At 38.0% G+C, this 20178-nt stretch carries 25 protein-coding genes; 23 read left to right on the top strand and 2 right to left on the bottom strand.

The annotated features are described in order from the left end of the window. The first annotated feature begins 19 nt into the window (after positions 1–19). From rpmH to DRED_RS17630, 12 genes are all read left to right on the top strand, one after another. Complete coding sequence (rpmH, locus tag DRED_RS18055; RefSeq protein ID WP_011879613.1) at positions 20–154, top strand: 50S ribosomal protein L34; 135 nt, start codon at positions 20–22, stop codon at positions 152–154. Between the two features lie 90 nt (positions 155–244). Next, a complete protein-coding gene (gene rnpA, locus DRED_RS17680) occupies positions 245–586 on the top strand; it encodes a ribonuclease P protein component (protein ID WP_011879612.1) in 342 nt (113 codons plus the stop codon). Continuing rightward, positions 586–795, top strand: a complete 210-nt coding sequence (yidD, locus tag DRED_RS17675) for a membrane protein insertion efficiency factor YidD (RefSeq protein ID WP_041274714.1) — start codon at positions 586–588, stop codon at positions 793–795. The genes rnpA and yidD overlap by 1 nt, the downstream gene beginning before the upstream one ends. A gap of 29 nt (positions 796–824) precedes the next feature. After that, positions 825–1514, top strand: coding sequence for a YidC/Oxa1 family membrane protein insertase (locus DRED_RS17670; RefSeq protein ID WP_011879611.1), 690 nt, complete (start codon positions 825–827; stop codon positions 1512–1514). After that, positions 1489–2109, top strand: a complete 621-nt coding sequence (gene jag / locus DRED_RS17665) for an RNA-binding cell elongation regulator Jag/EloR (RefSeq protein WP_011879610.1) — start codon at positions 1489–1491, stop codon at positions 2107–2109. Before DRED_RS17670 ends, jag begins: the two co-directional genes overlap by 26 nt. Positions 2110–2188: 79 nt before the next feature. Continuing rightward, positions 2189–3574: a tRNA uridine-5-carboxymethylaminomethyl(34) synthesis GTPase MnmE gene (gene mnmE, locus DRED_RS17660; protein ID WP_011879609.1), complete on the top strand. Its 1386-nt coding sequence runs from the start codon at positions 2189–2191 to the stop codon at positions 3572–3574. 10 nt (positions 3575–3584) lie between these two features. Further along, complete coding sequence (gene mnmG / locus DRED_RS17655; protein WP_011879608.1) at positions 3585–5477, top strand: tRNA uridine-5-carboxymethylaminomethyl(34) synthesis enzyme MnmG; 1893 nt, start codon at positions 3585–3587, stop codon at positions 5475–5477. Between the two features lies 1 nt (position 5478). Next, complete coding sequence (rsmG, locus tag DRED_RS17650; protein WP_011879607.1) at positions 5479–6201, top strand: 16S rRNA (guanine(527)-N(7))-methyltransferase RsmG; 723 nt, start codon at positions 5479–5481, stop codon at positions 6199–6201. Positions 6202–6565: 364 nt separating this feature from the next. Further along, entirely contained in the window at positions 6566–7327 is a 762-nt protein-coding gene (locus DRED_RS17645) for a ParA family protein (protein WP_011879606.1), read from the top strand. Beyond that, positions 7320–8228: a ParB/RepB/Spo0J family partition protein gene (locus tag DRED_RS17640; RefSeq protein WP_011879605.1), complete on the top strand. Its 909-nt coding sequence runs from the start codon at positions 7320–7322 to the stop codon at positions 8226–8228. Before DRED_RS17645 ends, DRED_RS17640 begins: the two co-directional genes overlap by 8 nt. A gap of 80 nt (positions 8229–8308) precedes the next feature. After that, complete coding sequence (locus DRED_RS17635; protein ID WP_011879604.1) at positions 8309–9007, top strand: DUF554 domain-containing protein; 699 nt, start codon at positions 8309–8311, stop codon at positions 9005–9007. Between the two features lie 150 nt (positions 9008–9157). Next, positions 9158–10006 (top strand): DegV family protein, encoded by an 849-nt coding sequence (locus tag DRED_RS17630; RefSeq protein ID WP_011879603.1) that lies wholly within the window; start codon positions 9158–9160, stop codon positions 10004–10006. A gap of 110 nt (positions 10007–10116) precedes the next feature. Here DRED_RS17630 and larC2 read toward each other — a convergent pair whose 3' ends face one another. Continuing rightward, the gene (gene larC2 / locus DRED_RS17625; protein WP_011879602.1) at positions 10117–11292 is read right to left on the bottom strand and encodes a nickel pincer cofactor biosynthesis protein LarC2; all 1176 of its coding nucleotides are present in this window, start codon (positions 11290–11292) and stop codon (positions 10117–10119) included. Positions 11293–11450: 158 nt separating this feature from the next. Here larC2 and DRED_RS17620 point away from each other — a divergent pair, with 158 nt between their 5' ends. Continuing rightward, positions 11451–11954: a DUF4446 family protein gene (locus tag DRED_RS17620; protein ID WP_011879601.1), complete on the top strand. Its 504-nt coding sequence runs from the start codon at positions 11451–11453 to the stop codon at positions 11952–11954. A gap of 43 nt (positions 11955–11997) precedes the next feature. Beyond that, complete coding sequence (locus DRED_RS17615; RefSeq protein ID WP_011879600.1) at positions 11998–12624, top strand: phosphoribosyltransferase; 627 nt, start codon at positions 11998–12000, stop codon at positions 12622–12624. A gap of 63 nt (positions 12625–12687) precedes the next feature. On the opposite strand, the gene yyaC is transcribed toward DRED_RS17615, so the two are convergent. Continuing rightward, positions 12688–13293, bottom strand: coding sequence for a spore protease YyaC (gene yyaC, locus DRED_RS17610; protein WP_011879599.1), 606 nt, complete (start codon positions 13291–13293; stop codon positions 12688–12690). Positions 13294–13521: 228 nt separating this feature from the next. Between yyaC and DRED_RS17605 the strand changes: the two genes are divergently transcribed. The 9 genes from DRED_RS17605 to DRED_RS17565 all read left to right on the top strand — a co-directional run bounded on the left by DRED_RS17605 (position 13522) and on the right by DRED_RS17565 (position 19876). Next, the gene (locus tag DRED_RS17605; protein ID WP_011879598.1) at positions 13522–14577 is read left to right on the top strand and encodes a YkvI family membrane protein; all 1056 of its coding nucleotides are present in this window, start codon (positions 13522–13524) and stop codon (positions 14575–14577) included. 61 nt (positions 14578–14638) lie between these two features. Further along, complete coding sequence (locus tag DRED_RS17600) at positions 14639–15436, top strand: CvpA family protein (protein ID WP_274376899.1); 798 nt, start codon at positions 14639–14641, stop codon at positions 15434–15436. A 68-nt stretch (positions 15437–15504) separates the two neighbouring features. Further along, positions 15505–16902: an aminopeptidase gene (locus DRED_RS17595; RefSeq protein ID WP_041274712.1), complete on the top strand. Its 1398-nt coding sequence runs from the start codon at positions 15505–15507 to the stop codon at positions 16900–16902. 53 nt (positions 16903–16955) lie between these two features. Beyond that, on the top strand, positions 16956–17825 hold the full coding sequence (locus DRED_RS17590; RefSeq protein ID WP_011879595.1) for a mechanosensitive ion channel family protein: 870 nt from the start codon (positions 16956–16958) through the stop codon (positions 17823–17825). Further along, the gene (locus DRED_RS17585; protein ID WP_041274711.1) at positions 17818–18024 is read left to right on the top strand and encodes a DUF951 domain-containing protein; all 207 of its coding nucleotides are present in this window, start codon (positions 17818–17820) and stop codon (positions 18022–18024) included. The genes DRED_RS17590 and DRED_RS17585 overlap by 8 nt, the downstream gene beginning before the upstream one ends. Before the next feature lie 130 nt (positions 18025–18154). Next, positions 18155–18442 carry a 30S ribosomal protein S6 gene (gene rpsF, locus DRED_RS17580; RefSeq protein ID WP_011879593.1) on the top strand — a complete coding sequence of 96 codons (288 nt, stop codon included), beginning with the start codon at positions 18155–18157 and terminating at the stop codon, positions 18440–18442. 36 nt (positions 18443–18478) lie between these two features. Next, on the top strand, positions 18479–18901 hold the full coding sequence (locus DRED_RS17575) for a single-stranded DNA-binding protein (RefSeq protein WP_011879592.1): 423 nt from the start codon (positions 18479–18481) through the stop codon (positions 18899–18901). A gap of 43 nt (positions 18902–18944) precedes the next feature. Next, complete coding sequence (gene rpsR, locus DRED_RS17570; RefSeq protein ID WP_011879591.1) at positions 18945–19178, top strand: 30S ribosomal protein S18; 234 nt, start codon at positions 18945–18947, stop codon at positions 19176–19178. Positions 19179–19465: 287 nt separating this feature from the next. Further along, positions 19466–19876: a MarR family winged helix-turn-helix transcriptional regulator gene (locus tag DRED_RS17565; RefSeq protein ID WP_011879590.1), complete on the top strand. Its 411-nt coding sequence runs from the start codon at positions 19466–19468 to the stop codon at positions 19874–19876. Positions 19877–20178: the final 302 nt, after the last annotated feature.

The raw sequence follows: 20178 nt of genomic DNA, 5'->3' as shown, positions 1-20178 counted from the left end.
TTAAAGGAGGTGTTTATGTATGAAGCGCACATATCAACCCAAGAACCGCAGACATAAAAGGGTTCATGGTTTTTTAAAACGGATGTCTACTAAGACCGGCCGCAATGTACTAAAGAGAAGACGCTTAAAAGGTAGAAAAAGATTGACTGCATAAGGCCGCTTAGGGTGGCCTTTTCCTAATTTGTATATGAAATTTATCTTATGGTTAAACTAACCATAAAAAATTCTTTATTAGGAAGAATTTATGAAAAAATTTGTTTCCCTAAAGAAAAATTCAGATTTTCGCAATGTCTATCGTTTTGGTGTGTCCGCTGCAAACCGATACCTGGTATTGTATAAATTTCCTAATAAGGGTCTTGGTCGCAGGTTTGGTTTCTCCATTAGTAAAAAGGTTGGCAAGGCAGTTTGTCGAAACCGTTTACGTCGTATATTGAAGGAACTATGCCGTTTTCATTTGGATCGTTTTTCTGATGATTGTGATTTTGTGTTTATTGTTCGCCAAACTTCCTCTGATCAGGACTTTCATCAAATGGAAAAACACATGTGGCATGTTTGGGGTAAATTAAATAAACAGGAGAAAAATTAATGCGGCAGGTTATTATACTTGGCCTAATTTTTTACCAGAAATTTATTTCTCCTTTGAAGCCACCTACTTGCCGGTTTTACCCGACATGTTCTCAATATTCAAAACAAGCAATTGAAAAATATGGTATATTAAAGGGGCTTTGGCTAACATTTAAAAGATTAGCAAAGTGCCATCCCTATCACCCGGGTGGATATGACCCATTACATTAACCGGTAAGGCTTTTAAGGAGGTACACGTTTTGTTTGGATGGTTTGATGCCATAGTAGATGGTATGACAGCATTAATGAACTGGCTTTATGGCTTTACGGTCAGTTTTGGATTCCCAAGTTATGCGTTGGCCATTATTTTGTTAACGATATTTATCAAAGTAGTTTTATATCCCCTTTCTAAAAAACAAATGCATTCTATGGTTATGATGCAAAAACTAGCTCCTGAAATAAAAGCCATACAGGATAAATACAAAAATAAAGATCCCCAAATGATGCAACAAAAGATAATGGAACTGTATAAAGAGCACAATGTAAATCCTATGGCGGGATGTCTGCCTTTACTGGTTCAAATGCCAATATTAATTGCTCTTTATCGGGCACTGTATGCTTTTCCTTTTAAAAATCCAGACCATGCGCATTTTTTCTGGGTTGAGTCTTTGAGTAAAACAGGTGATATACCTTTAGCATTATTGGCAGCTGCTACTACATATCTGCAATCCAAATTAACTACCAATACGCAGGATCAAACCCAAAAAACAATGCTATACACAATGCCCTTATTTATTGGTTGGATTGCTCATACCGTGCCTGCAGGTTTGGCACTATACTGGGTAGTTTTTAATACTGTAGGAGCAATTCAACAGTGGATAATTAATAAAGAAACCCTGCACCTTAAAGAGGGGGTAACCGGAGTTGAAGGTAGTAGAAAAAGTCGCTAAATCCATAGATGAAGCCATTGAATTAGGTCTTCAAGAATTGGGTGTGTTACGGGACGAGGTAATTATTGAAGTAACAGCAGAACCCTCTAAGGGTTTATTTGGATTAATTGGATCTCGTCCAGCCAAGGTTAGATTAACACTAAAGGATGATCCGGTAAGACGTACAGATCGATTATTGCAAAGTATATTTAAGTGCATGGATATTCCTGTGGAAGTAAATATTAAAGAACAAGATCAAATGTTAAACGTCGCCATAGAAGGACCGGACCTAGGGGTATTAATTGGTCGCAGGGGAGAAACCCTCGATTCACTTCAATATTTAGTCAATTTAGCTATTAATAAAAATCAAGAACAGCGACGGAAAGTTATTCTTGATGTTGAGGGATATCGTCACCGCCGGGAAGAGACTTTACAAAAGCTGGCCACAAGATTGGCAGACAAAGCAAAACAAAGAGGCAGAAGTGTTGTTTTGGAACCAATGAACTCACAGGAAAGAAGAGTTATACACACTGCCTTGCAAGGGCGGGATGATATCTATACATTCAGTGAAGGTGAAGAACCCTTTAGGAAAATTATAATTTCACCGAAAAAATAACCTATAATAAAAACCCAGCACCATCCGGCTGCTGGGTTTTTACAAATCTTTTTCTTACCAGCCGCAGGAGGTAGAAAAATTGTTAGATGATACCATTGTAGCTATAGCCACAGCACTAGGAGAAGGAAGTATCGGTGTTATCCGTATGAGTGGCCCAGATGCCATAACCATTGGCAAAAAGGTATTTAGGCCAAAGTATAATAAAGAATGGTACCAAAAGGATAATTATAAGATTATCTATGGTCATGTAATTAACCCGGAAACAGGGGAAATTATTGATGAAGTACTTCTTTCTATTATGAGAGGACCGAAAAGTTTTACTGCGGAAGATGTTATTGAAATAAGTTGTCATGGTGGGATAATACCTTTACGAAAGGTATTAGAAGTGATTCTTAGAAACGGTGCACGTCATGCTGAACCTGGAGAATTTAGTAAAAGATCCTTCTTAAATGGTCGCTTGGATTTAGCCCAGGCGGAATCCATTATTGATATTATTAGGGCTAAAACCGATGCCGGGGCAAAAATAGCTGTGAATCAGCTGGGTGGTAAACTATCGGAAAAAGTGAATGGTCTACAGCATAAAGTTTTAGGACTACTGGCTAAAATTGAGGCGATTATTGATTTTCCTGAGGATGATATTCCAGAAGAAAATCTGTTAGGAATAAGTAAGGAGTGCAATAGTTTAATAAAAGAAATAGAACATTTATTGGCGTATGCAGATACTGGTAAAATATATCGCGAGGGACTTAAGACTGTTATAGTAGGAAAACCAAATGTGGGAAAATCATCCCTTCTGAACGCCCTTCTTCATGAACAGCGAGCCATTGTGACCGATATACCGGGAACAACTAGGGATGTTATAGAAGAAATACTTAGTATAAAAGGTGTACCCCTAAAAATAATAGACACTGCCGGGTTACGAGAGACCCAGGATCTAGTGGAGAAAATTGGAGTAGAAAAATCAAGGGAACTTTTAAATCAGGCAGATATAGTTTTATTTGTTTTAGATGCCACTACTGGTATATCAGATGAAGATCGAAAAGTAATTGATTTAATCAAAGATAAAAAAGTTCTTATTCTAATAAATAAAATTGATATTACAAAAAACAAAATAGATTCCCATGAGATTAGACAGCTAATAAATTTCAGTGAGATTATAGAAATTTCCGCTCAAAAAGAAATCGGGTTGGACAAACTTGAGGAAACTATTTTTAATATGGTGGTTGAGGGAAAAATTACCACAACAGATAGTATTTTTGTATCCAACTCCAGACATAAGCATGCCTTGGAAAGGGCAATGCAACATCTCCTTGAGGCTAGCAAAGGTTTGCAAGAATACGTTCCTGCAGATCTAGTTTCCATTGATTTAAAATCCTCCTGGGAAATTCTCGGTGAAATAACAGGGAACAGTGTAACTGAAGACTTGATTGATAGAATTTTTTCGGATTTTTGTATTGGTAAATGAGGTGAATATCTTGCGTTACCATGCTGGCGATTATGATGTTATTATAGTAGGTGCTGGTCATGCCGGATGTGAAGCAGGCCTTGCTGCTGCGAGAATGGGCTGCAAAACTCTAGTATTAACACTAAATTTAGATAATATAGCATTAATGCCTTGTAATCCTGCGGTTGGGGGACCGGCTAAATCACATCTGGTTAAAGAAATCGACGCCCTGGGTGGCCAAATGGGCTTAACCACAGACTTAGCTGCAATCCAGATGAGAATGTTAAATACTGGTAAAGGACCGGCTGTTTATGCCCTAAGGGCCCAGGCAGATAAGGTAAAATACCAGCAGTTAATGAAAAAAAACTTAGAAACTCAGGAAAATTTAGATGTAAAGCAATTATTGGTGGAAGAAATTTTAGTTAAAAATGGCCGTGTTACCGGTGTAGCAACTCAGATAGGGGCAGAATTTTCTGCTCGGGCAGTTGTTGTTACCACAGGAACTTATTTAAAGGGAAGAATTATTATTGGCAATGTACATTTTCCTGGTGGGCCAAACAGTCAGTTTCCTTCTGTAAACCTGAGTGAAAACTTAAGAAGCTTAGGTTTAGAATTAGGTCGTTTCAAAACAGGTACACCGGCTAGGGTGGATCGTCGTACCATTGATTTTACAAAAATGACCATTCAGCCAGGAGATGAAGAAGTACATAATTTTTCTTATATATCTCCGGTTACCCAACGAGAGCAGGTTCCCTGTTGGTTAACTTATACCACAGAAAAGACCCATGAAATTATAAGAGAGAATTTACATCGGTCTCCCCTTTACTCTGGAATTATTGAAGGAGTTGGTCCAAGATACTGCCCCTCAATAGAGGATAAAATTGTAAGGTTTGCCGATAAGCCGCAACATCAAATCTTTGTAGAGCCAGAAGGATTGCATACCTATGAGATGTATGTTCAGGGAATGTCAACTAGCCTTCCTCCTGATGTACAATTAAAAATGTATAGAACCATACCTGGTATGGAAAATGTTAGTATTATGAGGCCGGCCTATGCCATTGAGTATGACTATATTGTACCGACCCAACTTAGAACCACCCTGGAAACGAAAGAAATTATAGGCTTGTATGCTGCAGGGCAGATTAATGGAACTTCTGGCTATGAAGAAGCAGCTGCCCAGGGAATTATGGCTGGAATTAATGCTGCATTGCAGGTTCAGGAAAAGGACCCCTTTTACCTCTCCAGGTCAGAAGCCTATATAGGTGTACTAATTGATGATCTGGTTGTTAAAGGTACCAATGAACCTTACCGCCTTATGACTGCCAGGGCAGAATATCGTTTATTACTTCGTCAGGATAATGCTGATCACAGATTGACTCAAAAGGGCTACAATATAGGGCTTGTAAGTCAAGTGCGATATGATCACTATATGAACAAATGGCAATCCATTAGCAAAGAAATGGAGAGGCTTAAAACCATTGTTATACCTGCCAATGAAGAGACAAATAAGGTATTAAAAAGTCTTGAATCAAGTGAAATTACTCAAAACACTCCCTTCATTAATTTATTAAGGAGACCTGAAATAAAATATAATACCTTGGCTGGTCTCTCTGACCATTTCCTTGATTTACCCCAAGAGGTTATTGAGGAAGTTGAGATTGAAGTTAAATATGAAGGATATATTAAAAAACAGTTGGCCCAGGTTGAAAGATTTGAAAAACTAGAAGGTCGTATATTGAACATCGATATTGACTATGAAATGATTAAAGGACTTTCCTTGGAAGCCAGACAAAAGTTAAAAAAGTTCAAACCAACCTCCATTGGACAGGCTTCTCGTATCTCTGGAGTAAGCCCTGCAGATATTTCCGTATTGTTAATTTGGTTAGAGCAAGAACGGCGAAAGATTGCCGGAGGGGATGCTTAAAATGAATGATTTAACTATAACCTTAAAGCAAGCGGCAAAGGAAATGGAATTTGATCTAACAGAGAATCAGACCTTGGCTTTTGAAAAATATTATAATCTTCTTATTGAATGGAATAAAAATATAAACTTAACAGCTATTATAGAACCAAAGGAAGTGGCATTAAAGCATTTTATTGATTCCTTGACTTGCTTAAAGATCCTAGAAATACCTTGTCAAGCAAATGTATTAGACATTGGTACCGGGGCAGGTTTTCCGGGTATACCTATTAAAATTTTTCGCCCGGATATCAATGTAACTCTTATGGATTCTCTAAACAAACGAGTTAATTTTTTAAATGAGGTAATTAAAAAACTAGGGTTAACTAATATTTGTGCAATACATGATAGAGCAGAGGATTTTGGTCAAAAGAAGGAACATCGAGAAAAATATGACTATGTACTATCTAGGGCAGTGGCCAAATTAAAAGTCCTCTCTGAATACTGCCTCCCCTGTACAAAGTTAGATGGTTATTTTATTTCCCAAAAGGGTCCAGATATTGATGAGGAAGTAAAGGAAGCCAGTAAAGCCATTGAGGTTTTGGGAGGTTCATTATTAAATATTCACAAATTACAATTACCATTTATTAATGATGGTAGAAGTCTCGTTGTGATAAAAAAAGTTAAGCAAACTCCCTCTGTCTATCCTAGAAAAGCAGGAATACCAGCTAAAAAACCTATTGCATAGAAAATTCCTGGGGGAATTTATGAGTCCACTGAAAAAGTCCTTTTTTTAAAGGGATACTACATTTGGTTTGAACATAGCAAAGGAACCACTACGTTATATAGTGGTTCCTTTGCTTTTTTGAAAAAAGTTTTATTTTCTCAGTGCCCTCAAATTAATCCTCAGGTTTTTTAGTATATAGGAAAAAGAAAGACTTTTTTATATGCCCAAGAAAAACTAAATCTATGTCAAAGATTGTATAGCTAAGTTTTTTAATGTTTCACGTGAAACATTAAACCTAAAGAATCCTACATCTGTATTTATTTAGAAGGAACAAAAGAACCCTTTGTTGAATAGGGATATAGATTAAATCATTGGGGGTGCACAATTGGGGAAGATCATTGCTACTGCCAACCAAAAGGGAGGCGTGGCCAAAACCACAACAGCAGTAAATTTGGGGGCCAGCCTCTCCCTGATGGGTCAACCTGTCCTACTGGTTGATATTGACCCCCAGGGTAATGCCAGTAGTGGCTTGGGAATTGACAAAACACGATTAGAGCGTTGTGTTTACGATGTTTTAATTAATGATATGACTGCCAAAGAGGCAATCATCCACACGGGCATTAAGTATTTAGACGTACTGCCATCCACCATTCAACTGGCCGGTGCAGAGGTAGAGATGGTATCACTCATGGCCAGAGAACAAATTTTAAAAAGGGCCCTCAGTCCCTTAAAAGAAAAATACAATTATATTATTATTGATTGTCCACCTTCTTTGGGACTTTTAACCTTAAATGCCTTAGCAGCATCTGACTCATTATTAATACCGATTCAATGTGAATTTTATGCCTTAGAAGGTGTCGGGCAATTAATGAACACAGTTCAATTGGTAAAAAAACATCTAAATCCTTCTTTAGAAATAGAAGGTGTTTTATTAACGATGTTTGATGCAAGATTAAACTTATCTATACAAGTTGTGGATGAAGTTAAAAAAGTTTTTGGAACAAAGGTCTTTCAAAATATTATTCCAAGAAATGTTCGTTTAAGTGAAGCTCCAAGTCATGGCATGCCGGTAGTCCTATATGATCCTAAATCAAAGGGCTCCGAAGCTTACCAAGAACTAGCCAAGGAAGTGATGGGTATTGAGTAAAAAAAGAGGATTAGGAAAAGGTCTACAGGCTCTGATGCCAATTACACCAATCACACCGACTGTACACGATACTTCAAATGAATTTGAAAGTGACAAAGGGGTATTAAAAGAAATTAAGGTATCCGATATTAAACCAAATCCAAAGCAGCCAAGGCTACGAATCGATCCAGATAAATTACAGGAATTAGTAGATTCTATTAAGGAGTATGGTGTGGTTCAGCCTGTGGTAGTAAGAACTCAGCCCGGCGGTGGCTATGAGTTAATTGCAGGGGAACGGAGATGGCGTGCTTGTCAACAGTTGGGCATGGAACATATACCAGCTGTCATTCGTGAATACGGTGAATTACAGTCAGCAGCCATTGCTCTTATTGAAAACTTGCAACGGGAGAATTTAAATCCCCTAGAAGAGGCAACGGCTTACCGGAGGCTTATGGATGAATTTCAACTCACACAGGATCAAGTCTCACAAAGAGTTGGAAAAAGTAGACCTCAAATAACTAATATGGTTCGATTACTCTCTTTACCCAATGAAATAAAGGTTAAATTAAGTAATGGAGAAATATCGGTTGGACATGCCAGACCTCTTTTGGTTTTAGATTCAAAAAACAAACAAATTGAACTCTGCGAATTAATTATAAAGAGACAGTTATCAGTACGACAAGTGGAGGAGTTGATTAAAAGCATCCTCGAAAAGGAAGTTACCAAGGAAGAACCAAAGAAAGATAAACCAAAAGATCCACAAATAATGGATATAGAAGATCAACTTAGAAGCACTTTAGGTACAAAGGTTCAAATTAAAACAACCAAGCATGGTGGCAGGATTGAAATAAATTATTATAATGATGCAGATTTAACTAGGTTATTAGAGTTACTTATTAATGATGATAAGTTAATGGCTTAATGTTTCACGTGAAACATTAAGCCATTCATTAATTAGTCGTAGATTGTTTCACGTGAAACATAGGAGTACGGAGGAATATTATGACGGGAACAATTGTAAATGCTGCGGCAATAATTGCCGGAACAGCCCTAGGTTTAATGTTTCGAAAAGGAATCAGTGAATCCATAAACAATACAGTCATGAGTGGTATAGGTTTGGCAGTAGCATTAATTGGTTTTAAAATGGCTTTAAAAACCGAGAATGAGTTAATTGTTATATTAAGTTTAGTGTTAGGCGGTATCATGGGAGAATTATTAAATATTGAAGGATGGTTAGCCAGAACCGGTACATATTTAGAGTCTAGGGTTGGCGGTAACGGTCAGGGTGAAGTGGCAAAGGCCTTTGTAACCACCAGTTTGATTTATTGTGTTGGGGCAATGGGAATTATGGGTGCATTGGAAGATGGAATTACCGGCAATGCCACAACACTATATGCTAAATCACTCTTGGATGGTACAACTGCTGTTGTGTTTACCACGACAATGGGGTTTGGTGTAGTATTTTCTGCTATACCCGTATTTATTTATCAAGGGGCCATAACCTTGGCTGCCAGTGGTATCAAGGAGTTTCTTACTCCTTCTATGATTAACGAAATGACGGCCACAGGAGGGTTGTTGATTGTTGGTATTGCAAGTAACATATTGGGTATTAAACCGGTAAAGGTTGGTAATTTATTACCGGCCATTCTGATGGCATTATTTTTTACCTGGTTGTGGGCAAACCTTAATATTGGTCTATAGCGGTCAGATCAGATATACCAAATTTATTAATGTGATGAATTAGGGTAGGTTTTACAGGATAAAACGAAAATTTAAATATTTATAAGATGATTTTACCATCATAGTGGTATAATGTCAGGTGGATAAGACATAAAATAAGGGTGGTTTCAAATGAATGAGAAAGTTGCTGTGGTTACAGACAGTACCTGTGATTTAGATAAAGAGTTAATACATAAATATAATATTCATGTTTTGCCTTTGAATGTAATTTATTCTGATGAAGAGGAATATCTAGATAGAGTTGATATAAGCCCCAAGGAGATTTATGATCGAATGCCAGGGGAAGTACCTTCAACATCTTTGCCCTCACCTGCTAATATTATTAACTTATTTAAAAAGCTTGAAAAAGAAGGGTTTACACATGTTATTTCCATACACATCTCCAGTGGATTAAGTGGTACCTATAATGCTGTAAGGACCATAGCGCGGGATTTTAAAAACATGGTAATTGAAGTAATTGACTCAAAGGCATTATCCTTGGGGTTAGGAATTCCCGTGCTAGAAGCAGCGAAATCAATCAAGGAAACTATGAATTTTGATGTTGCTGTGAAGAAAGCTAAAGATATTATGAGTAAAACAGAAATATACTTCGTGGTAGGGACCTTGGATTATTTAAGAAAGGGCGGGCGTATTGGTTATGTTGCAGGTACCATTGGAGAGATCATGCAAATAAAACCAATTATATCTATTAACGAAGAAGGTAAATATTATACCTTTGATAAGGTTAGGGGAAGAAAAAAATCTTTACATAAGCTTTTTGAAATAACCAGTAAAAAAATTGAGAGTAAAAAAGTAACAGTGGCAGTCATGCATGGTGGAGCTGGTGATGAAGCCAAAGAATTACTGGATAAAATCAAACAGTTACCCAATGTAGAGAATACTTATACCGGTCAGGTGGGCCCAGTTATTGGTGTTCATGCAGGCCCGGGATTAATTGGCGTATGCATCATAGAAGTATAATTATCCTTTAAGAATAACTTTATTGATCAGAGGCCTGAGTATGTTTTTCAGGCCTCCTATATTTAACGAAACACCGAACAAACGTTTTAAGGGAATTAATAATTTATTATCTAAAAATTGTTTGTAACTAAGATTTCAGATGCTTTCATTGTTTCACTATATACTTCACCAATCGGTATATCTTGATCCAAGGCAATTCTTTTGCAATCCTCATATTCAGGTGTAATCCTTAGGATAGGAGCATCCTTTCTTAAACGGGCTACTTTTACTGTTACCAGACCAAAACGGGTTTCAACCTTTTTGGTCTCACGGTGAGCAATTTTTCTATTTTGGTAACAGATGCGGACACCAAGGGAACTGGTTTCTGTTAGTAGTAAATTGCATAATTTTTCTGTTTGGAAGGGCTTACAAAGAACGGATAATTTTACGCCTGGGCGACCTTTTTTCATTATAATAGGTGTAAGAAATACATCCAAGGCTCCTGATTTTAAAAATTTATCCTGAATATAAGGGTAAAATTCCGGATTCATATCATCGATATTAGTTTCCAATACAGCAATTTCATCTGTTAAAAAAATTCTTTCTTCTTTCGTACCAATAATTACTCTTAGGGCATGGAAGTTGTTTGATTTTAAATCCCCTAGACCATAACCATAGAGATGGGGTATAAAAGATGAAGGAAAAGAATATTCATCCACCAGAGTATTGACCAATGAAGCCTCCACGGGTCCAACCAATTCACCTTCCACTGGGCCAAAGCTTACTGGTAAACCCTTTAGAAGTTCAGCAGTGACTGGGGAAGGAATCGGTATATAGGATTCACCAAGATTTATCATACCGCTTCCTAGGGAAAGGGAATTTAAAAAGATTTTTTTTGGTGCCAATTCTTCAACAGCTATTGCTATGGCGATTAATAAAATTAATTTTTTTAAGGATGCTTCTATGAAAACTTGTGCTAGGGGAATGTTATTTAACCGGGCCATCGTAAAGGATAATCTTAGAAGCACGTCCGAAACCAAGGTTTTTACCTTTGGTTTTAACCCACTGGTTTCAATGAGGGAAATTAGATAATTAATGGTCATGTTCGAAGGCTCATCTATCATCAGTTCTACCCGTTTGGCTGAAGATAAAGATAAACTTTCATCAGTAACCTTTAGTTGATAATTTAAATTTAACTTCTTTATCTCCTCATGAACAGTCTTTTCGTTGACACCTGTATGGAGTAGTGCACCGAGAAATATATCCAGTTTTAAACCACAAGAGCCATCAATTAATAATATTTTCAATGAAACACCCTCTATAATTTAAATTTTAACTAGAATTGATAAAAAAATTTGGTATAATATACCTCGGACGCCAATTAGTATTTATCATCAGTGCATGGGATCAAAGGTATACTAATATCACTCATTATAAACATAGCCTTAAAGGTAGGTAAAGATAAGTGAATAACATTGATAAAGTTATTGGTACCAATTCATCCTATATTATTTTAGGATTAGTTCTAGTGGTATTTGTTCTAATGCTAATGCAGCTTTTACTATACCACCGATTTAAAGAAGTAAGTAAAAAATACAGACTTCTTACCCGGGGACCATCAGGAGCAGATTTAGAAGAAATACTCCATCAATATGCCAATGATGTAATAAACTTAGAAAAAAATAAGAATGAATTAATGCATGAGTATGCAATCCTAAAGGAACAAGTGGCACAAAGCATACATAATATTGGGTTGGTACGATTTAATGCCTTTGAGAATATGGGTAGTGACTTAAGTTTTTCCATTGCCATGCTGGATCGCAGAGGAGACGGTGTTATATTAACGGGTTTGTATGGTAGAGATGAGACTAGGCTTTACGCAAAACCAATTCGTAAAGGAACCTCAGACTATAGCCTAACGGAAGAAGAAAAAATAGCTATTCAAAGGTCCTTAGAAAAAATTGAATAAGAAATGATTAAAAAACCCACCTTATCTATGAGGAGGGTTTTGTTTGTTTGAAAACAGAATTGATGCCGGACAAAGAATGGCCGTAGCCTTAGAAAAGATAAAAATAGAAAATGGTATTGTTATGGCAATTCCCAGAGGTGGCGTGGTGGTGGGTGCTCAAATAGCTCAACGTTTTCAAATACCTCTGGACATCATTATTCCTAAAAAAATTGGATTGCCCCACAACCCGGAAATTGCCATTGGTGCAGTAACTGAGGATGGAACAGCAATTTATAATGAGAAATTAATTAATGATTTAAATTTAACCCCAAAAGAGTTAGAACCCATAGTTAAAAAAATTGTAAAAGAAATTGAGAGAAGGAGGATTCTTTATAAAGGTAAATCTGAGCCAGCTGTTTTAAGTAATAGACATGCTATTCTTGTGGATGACGGAATTGCCACAGGGGCCACTGTTATTGCTGCGTTAAGGTCTTTACAAAAATCTGGTTGTAAGAAGATAACATTAGCTATCCCAGTGGCACCACCGGATACAGTAGAAAGGTTAGAGAAAGAAGTGGACCATTTGATTTGCCTGGTTTCCCAAGAGCCCTTTTACGCTGTGGGGCAATTTTATAAAAATTTTTGTCAGATTGATGATGATGAAGTTATTTCCCTTCTGGCTGGTCATTAATAAAGGGATTATTAACAAAGTAAATACAAATAAGGAGTTTTTCTACAGTCAGAAACCCGAAGTTTAGCAACTTCGGGTTTCTGTTTTCATAAGCTGTGAGGTTTTTATTAAACCATCCTTTATTAAATCTGCCAATCTCATTACTAGGTTAAGTCGGGTATTTTGCAAAACCAAATATTCCATAAATCCCCCCACATTTACCACACCAGTAATATGAATTTGTCCCACCGCAGGCAACGATTTTTTTACACCAGCCCCTGGGAATAATGAACCGTCACCTATGTTAATACAACCGACATTTTCTAGATGACCTAAACATGCATCAATGGCTATGATAATGGCGTTGGGATGTACCTTTGTAATAAAATCAAGCTTATCATTTAAATTGCTAGCATGAACGGGATCATCGAGGGTACCGTAGATTACAAAATCATGGTCACTTTGACTTGTCATTTTGGTTCCCACTAAGGGTCCAAGGCAATCCCCGGTGGAGCGGTCGGTGCCAATACAAACAATAACCACTTCATTGGAGCTTTCTACACCGTAATTTTTCAAGCGGCTTACTAGATCCATACTAAAAATATCCACACCAAGGGCATCCTCGATACTTATTCTTGTTTTGGCAGGTATCACTGCTTGCTGGCAAAAAGAATCTATATGCAATGACATGTCATCACTTCCCTTCAAAAGACAACCTACTATATTTATTTCCAATTTAAATCTTATTTATTCCATAATATGTAATATTTTAAAATAATTAATTAAATAACGAACTATTAGCTAACATTTTATATCTTTTGGTTCAAGGTCTTAGATTTTTAGCATAGTTATTTAGGGAGTTACTGGGGCTTGCCTCTCATATCTCTTAATAATATTCGTATTTATAGGGGGGTATTCATGATTAATAGAGCAAATCTTGGATTACTAGTCAGCTTAGTTGCTACCTATATTGGTACAATAATTGGGGCAGGTTTTGCATCGGGACAAGAAATATTACAATTTTTTATTTTGTTTGGCTATAAAGGGTTGCTTGGAGTTATTGCAGCTGCGGGATTATTTGCTTATTTAGGGGCCTTAGTTTTACACCTAAGCGTCCGTTTGCGTTCGGGTAATTATCAGGAACTGCTTTGTTATCTACTGGGACCCTGGGCAGGAAAGTTTATGGATATTTTAAGTGTATTTATGTTAGTGGGGGGACTTGGCATCATGTTGAGCGGTACCGGGGCAGTGGTTCAAGAATACCTCGGATTACCTCAATGGCTAGGTATTGCTTTGGCACTCCTGGCAATTTTTGTGGTAATTTTTCATGGTTTGGATGGGTTATTAACAATTAATGTAATATTGGTTCCGTTAAAGTTGGCAGCAGTTTGTTTAATAGCTAGCCTTGCTCTGGCTAGCCATGGGTTACCGGCGGAAATTCCTTACATTAATCAAAAAGGAGTTGGGGGTCACTGGTTATTATCCAGTGTACTTTATGTGTCTTGTAATATGATTGTTCCTGTGGCAGTTCTCTCAACAATGGGGCGTTCCATAACAATCAGAACCGGTGTTTATGCAGGAGTTATTGGGGGTCTTGGCCTAGGAGTTGCCCTTGCCATGGTAACATTGGCGGGATTAGCCTTTTATCCAGCAATCCTTAATTATGAAGTACCTATGTTATACATGGCCTCTTGTGTTAGTAAAGTGTTAAGGCCAGTCTTTGCATTGTTGATCTGGATTGCTATGCTCACAACGGCCATTGCAGATGCTCATGGATTTGCCAGTCGCTTTGCCCCTGAAGGTGGCAGACGCTACCGGTTTTTTGGTATTGCCATTTGCTTGCTTGTATTGCCCTTAGCCTATTTTGATTTTTCTTTTCTAGTTCGTCTTTTATATCCTTTATTTGGCTATGCAGGATTAATATTAATTATAGCCCTTTTAACAGTGCCTATTTTTAAGTTTAGAAGGCGATAAAAAGAATAGAAGGAGATTTATAAAACAACAGCGAACCCAAGATTGCAATGGAATTTGTTCTTTGATTGTACTTTGGAGGTGTAAGAGAATTAATTGGCTGGATTACATTTTTATTTTTATTTTAGTAATTGCAAGTCTTAAGGGATTGGCAAAAGGCTTGGTTAAAAGTTTTATTAAACTAGCTACTCTATTAATAGCATTTTATGCTGCAGTAACCTATCATAACAGTGTTGCCTTTTGGTTAGCGGATAACTGGGGTTGGGCAGATGGCATAGCACAAATGATAAAACCCCTGGTTAAATTACCGGGGGCCTTTAACAACCCTGAAATATTAAAATTACCTGTGGATTTATTAGAAAAAATAAGCTCCCAGGTTATCTTACCCAGTCCTTGGACGGATATTATTGCCCAATTGAGTCAAATGGGGCCCAATAAAACCGTAGGACAAGCACTAAATTTAATACTGGCCCAGGGGATTTTAAAAATTCTGGCCTTTGTGGCAATATACATTATAGTGAAAACAATTGCCGGAGTGATAGCCTGGATGCTGGAAATCCTTTTAAGATTTAGTCCGCTGGGTCTGATGGATAAAGTTGGCGGATTGTTATTGGGATTTACCAGCGGCATGGTCATTATTGTGGTTAGTATTACTATTTTAATACCCCTTCAGGTTCCATTGGCTTTACTGGGTGCGGGTGGATTTTTAGGCCACTTGGCCCAAGGAATCGATCATTCCTATCTAATAGGGGTAGTTGGTCCTATCATAAAAAACCAAAATTTGTTGCCACCCCTGTTGACAGAGTTTAGTAGCCAGTTCCTTTTTAAACACATCCCTAACGGGCCAGGTACGGAAGTGTAAAGAAATTATTATGATAAGACTAGGGTTATAATAAAATGTTTAGATCTAAAAAATTAGGAGGACAGTTAATGAATACAAGACCAGAAGACCTTACATACAAGCGTAAGAATGTTTGGCAACAGGTAAATGAAGAAACAACCAAGCAAATATTCGATTTTGCCGAAGGGTATAAGTATTTTCTTACCAAGGGTAAAACAGAACGGACTTGTGTACGTGAGATTATTAATACTGCTCAATCCAAGGGTTTTATTCCCGTGCAGCAATGTCAAAACCTGAAAGCCGGAGATAAAATCATTATCAGCAGCAAAGGAAAGGTTGTGGCATTGGCTATTATTGGACAAAAGGGGCTGGATATGGGTATTAGCCTAGTTGGTTCCCATATTGATGCACCAAGATTGGATTTAAAACCACACCCCTTATATCAGGATGAAGGTTTAGGTCTTTTTAAGACCCACTACTATGGTGGAATTAAAAAATATCAGTGGTTGGCAATTCCCCTAGCTCTTCATGGAGTTATTTGTAAATCCAATGGACAGCTTGTGGATGTAACCATTGGTGATAACCCCGGTGATCCTGTATTCACCGTTACGGATCTTTTGCCCCATCTGGCCAAGGATCAGATGGCCAAAAAATTAATGGAGGCATTTGAAGGTGAACAACTCAATCTTTTAATTGGAGGTATTCCCCTTCAGAATGGAGAAAAGGATACGGCGGTGAAGCTAAATATATTAAAACTGTTACACCAAAAGTATGGTATAACAGAAGAAGATTTTATCAGTGCAGAATTAGAAGCAGTTCCTGCGGGTCCAGCCTATGATGTGGGACTTGACCGGAGCATGGTAGGAGCCTATGGACAGGATGACAGAGTTTGCGTATATACCTCCCTGCAGGGAATTTTAGATGCAAATCAACCCACCCGAACTGCGGTAGCATTGTTCATAGATAAGGAGGAGATTGGCAGTACCGGCAATACCGGTATGATGGGCCGATTTTTACAAAATGCGGTTAGTGAAATTGGAGTTAGATTGTATAACCAATTTAATGCATTAGCCTTGTACAATATCTTTGAGAAATCCATTGCCCTTTCTGCAGATGTAACAGCTGCAGTGGATCCCAATTTTGAAGGAGTATTGGAAAAACAAAACGCTGCCCATTTATGCGGCGGCGTGGTAATCACAAAATATACTGGTGTCAAGGGTAAGTATGAAACCAACGATGCCAATGCGGAATATATTGCATTTATAAGAAATATGTTAAACCAAAATAATATCACTTGGCAAACCGGGGAATTAGGTAAAGTAGACCAGGGAGGTGGTGGCACCATCGCCCATATGATATCGGAACTTGGATTTGAAGTGGTTGATTGTGGTGTACCGCTGCTGTCTATGCATGCCCCCATGGAAATTGCCAGTAAAGCGGATATTTTTGAAAGCTACAGAACCTACAAAAATTTCTTTATGGCCTAAATATATTAGCCTATGTATAATGATCGGGCGAAAGTATTAAGAGAGGAGATTTTATGGAGTTAAATGATTTAAAGGAATGGATGTTGGGCCTATATACCATAAATGATATACAAAGGGCCATTAGTAATACCTTTAGAATTATTGCGACCCTAATTCTGGCCCGATTTACCATCTATTTCGGCAGTAAGGTCATTGAAAAATTATTTATTGCAAAACCGGGAAAATTTTTTAGTGACAATCGAGCTCAAACCTTAGCGGGTTTGCTAAAAAGCGCCCTCCGCTATATTGTTTACTTTGTAGCTGCCATGTCCATTATCGAGATATTTATTCCCAATGCAGCCAAGACCATACTGGCCGGTGCTGGTATACTGGGGTTGGCAGTGGGCTTTGGAGCACAAAACCTAGTGCGGGATATCATTACGGGATTCTTTATTTTATTTGAAGACCAATATGCAGTTGGCGAATATGTTACAGTTGCAGGTGTTACTGGCACCGTAGAAGAGATTGGTATGAGGGTAACCAAAATTAGGGAGGTTGGTGGTCAACTGCATATTATTCCAAATGGAATTATTGATCAAGTGGCCAACTATAATCGTGGTGGTATGTTGTCATTGGTTGAAATAGGAATATCCTACGAGGAAAATGTCGACAGGGCCATTGAAGTGCTGAAAGTGATGAGTGAAGAATTTGCAAAAACCTGGGCAGAGGTCTTAATAGAAGGGCCTAATGTACTAGGAGTTGTCAGATTTGGTGAATCCGATGTCGTTATACGAATTACTGCTAAAACTAAGCCCATGTATCAGTGGGAAATTGAGCGACAGCTAAGAAAGAGAATTAAAGAGGTGTTCGACCAAGAAGGTATTGAAATCCCTTATCCACGCAGGGTACTTATTACCACTGGGGGAGGTGCTGACAATGCATAAATATCAAGTGGGAGATGTGGTAAAAACCCGTAAGACCCATCCATGTGGCTGCGACACCTGGGAGGTCATGCGGACCGGGGTTGATTTTCGCATCAAATGCCAAAAGTGTAATCGGGTTCTTATGCTGCCCAGACCAAAATTCGAAAAAAGTGTTAAGGCAGTCATAAGTAGCCAAGGTGACTATAAGGAAGAAAAATAAGCAAGACAAATCAATACTTGCCCTTTATATATATTGGTGATATAATTTTACAGTGCCTTTAAAGGCATGTTGCCCACCCTGCTCTACCAAGGGGTAGAGCCGTTAGTCCGGAGGGAGGAGGTGAACTATTGTGCGCAACTACGAAGTAATGTACATCATCAAACCCGAAGTTGAAGAGGAAAAAGTAACTGCATTGATGGAAAAATTTAAGTCTGTTGTAGAAGAAAAGGGCGCCGAAGTTACCAAACTAGACAAGTGGGGTAAGCGTCGTCTGGCCTATGAGATCAACAAGATCAAAGAAGGTATCTACGTATTAATGCAGTTCAAAGCAGAACCTGCGGCTTCTGCTGAACTTGACAGGGTTATGAAAATTAATGATGATATAGTTCGTCACATGATCATTCGCGAAGGCGAATAGTAAATGGATAGAACAAACCCAAGGCGGTGTTTTTAAATGCTCAATAAGATCATATTAATTGGGCGTCTGACCCGGGATCCAGAACTACGATATACCACAAATGGCGTTGCTGTGGCAAGACTGACAATAGCGGTTGATCGCCCGCAATTTAATAGAGAAAGAGAAAAGGAAACGGATTTTATTGACATTGTTGTATGGCAAAAGCTGGCTGAAACCTGTGCTAATAACCTAGGCAAGGGTCGCTTAATTGCTGTGGATGGTCGTTTACAAATCCGCTCCTATGATGACAGCCAGGGTATAAGACGTAAAGCTGCAGAAGTTGTGGCAGACTCTATCCGCTTCCTGGATTGGCCCAAAGACAGGGACAACCAGGGTGGTGGCCAGTTTAACAGTGGTAGCGGTAGCGGCAGTGGTTTTGGAAGCGAAATTAGCTTTAACGGAGATGACATACCGTTCTAGGGTTAGACTTGGCATATCAGTGCCCGAATAAGGAGGGAAAACTGTGAAACGTGAGCGTGGACGTAGAGGTAGAAAGCGTGTATGCAGCTTCTGTGTAGATAAAGCAACTTCTATTGACTATAAAGAAACTTCCAAGCTGAGAAAATATGTTACCGAGCGTGGCAAAATTTTGCCCCGTCGTATTTCTGGCAACTGTGCACATCACCAGCGCATGTTGACCACTGCTATTAAAAGATCTCGTAATATTGCTCTGTTGCCCTTTAGCACAGAAGCATAGAATATTAAAAAAGGGACTATTGCACAATGAACCAGAAGTTCTTACTGCAACAGTTCCTTTTTAATTTCTAAAATATAGACTCTGGGTCCCGAAGAATCCGTAGTTGTCGTATAAGCTAGCTACTAAAACGTAGTTTTGTGACACTCCCTTTTTCTTGCCTAGAAAACATAACTTGATTATTGATATATTATTTTAAAAGGTTTTAATGTATTTTATGGATTTCATGGACAATACTGAAAGATACCTGTATAATAATTTCAAAATTTATAAGGGGTCTAATTACTATTATGGAAAATAAATTAGCCTTAAGTCTTTACATGGCATATAAAAAAATTCAAATTGAATTTTCTGGATTAGCGGATAAAATGGGTTTGGATGCGGCTCCCCTCTCTGCGTTGCTTAAACTATGGAGAAATGATGGCCTGACAATTACAGAACTGGGAGAAAAAATGTTTTTAAAGGCCAGCACCATTACTTCTTTAATAGACCGAATGGAAAGAGATGGATTGGTATGCCGAGAAAGAAACCAGGAGGATCGGCGTGTGGTAAGGATATTTCTTACGGATAAAGCCAAAGGATTAAAGGGACAGTATCCCAGTTTGGATGAGAGCATTAAAGCGAAAATTTCCGGCAAAATGAGTGAGGATGAAGTAGAAGACTTGATAGCTTTATTGAATAAATTAGAATCTTTATTATAGAAAAGCCCTGCTAACAGGTGGTTAGCAGTTTTTTATTTACATTTTGAGGGTGGTTACTATATGCCTAGGTTCAGTACTACTGAAGGGTTAACCAAAAAACATGTTAGAACATATAGGTGAATTTGGATATTATTAGTTTTAAAGCGCTTATTTAACCAATGACGGGAACAAATAACACCTTCTAAAGGCAGGAAATATAGTATGTACCAGCGAATGATTAGTTGTTTCAAGATAACCCTATAACAAGAAATATAAAACTTATTGCAGGGCTTAAAGCAGATATAGGTTATCTATATATCTGC

The organism is Desulforamulus reducens MI-1 (genome assembly GCF_000016165.1).
Classification (GTDB): Bacteria; Bacillota; Desulfotomaculia; order Desulfotomaculales; family Desulfotomaculaceae; genus Desulfotomaculum; species Desulfotomaculum reducens.
The sequence above is the reverse complement of the archived record's forward strand: the minus strand, read 5'-3'. Positions and strand labels throughout refer to the sequence as shown.

Excerpts from the sequence above, each read along its gene's own strand:
- rpmH (WP_011879613.1), top strand. The coding sequence starts at position 20 with ATGAAGCGCACATATCAACCCAAGAACCGCAGACATAAAAGGGTTCAT.
- rnpA (WP_011879612.1), top strand. The coding sequence starts at position 245 with ATGAAAAAATTTGTTTCCCTAAAGAAAAATTCAGATTTTCGCAATGTC.
- yidD (WP_041274714.1), top strand. The coding sequence starts at position 586 with ATGCGGCAGGTTATTATACTTGGCCTAATTTTTTACCAGAAATTTATT.
- rsmG (WP_011879607.1), top strand. The coding sequence starts at position 5,479 with ATGAATGATTTAACTATAACCTTAAAGCAAGCGGCAAAGGAAATGGAA.
- DRED_RS17635 (WP_011879604.1), top strand. The coding sequence starts at position 8,309 with ATGACGGGAACAATTGTAAATGCTGCGGCAATAATTGCCGGAACAGCC.
- DRED_RS17630 (WP_011879603.1), top strand. The coding sequence starts at position 9,158 with ATGAATGAGAAAGTTGCTGTGGTTACAGACAGTACCTGTGATTTAGAT.
- yyaC (WP_011879599.1), bottom strand. The coding sequence starts at position 13,293 with ATGTCATTGCATATAGATTCTTTTTGCCAGCAAGCAGTGATACCTGCC.
- DRED_RS17605 (WP_011879598.1), top strand. The coding sequence starts at position 13,522 with ATGATTAATAGAGCAAATCTTGGATTACTAGTCAGCTTAGTTGCTACC.
- DRED_RS17595 (WP_041274712.1), top strand. The coding sequence starts at position 15,505 with ATGAATACAAGACCAGAAGACCTTACATACAAGCGTAAGAATGTTTGG.
- DRED_RS17590 (WP_011879595.1), top strand. The coding sequence starts at position 16,956 with ATGGAGTTAAATGATTTAAAGGAATGGATGTTGGGCCTATATACCATA.
- DRED_RS17585 (WP_041274711.1), top strand. The coding sequence starts at position 17,818 with ATGCATAAATATCAAGTGGGAGATGTGGTAAAAACCCGTAAGACCCAT.
- DRED_RS17575 (WP_011879592.1), top strand. The coding sequence starts at position 18,479 with ATGCTCAATAAGATCATATTAATTGGGCGTCTGACCCGGGATCCAGAA.
- DRED_RS17565 (WP_011879590.1), top strand. The coding sequence starts at position 19,466 with ATGGAAAATAAATTAGCCTTAAGTCTTTACATGGCATATAAAAAAATT.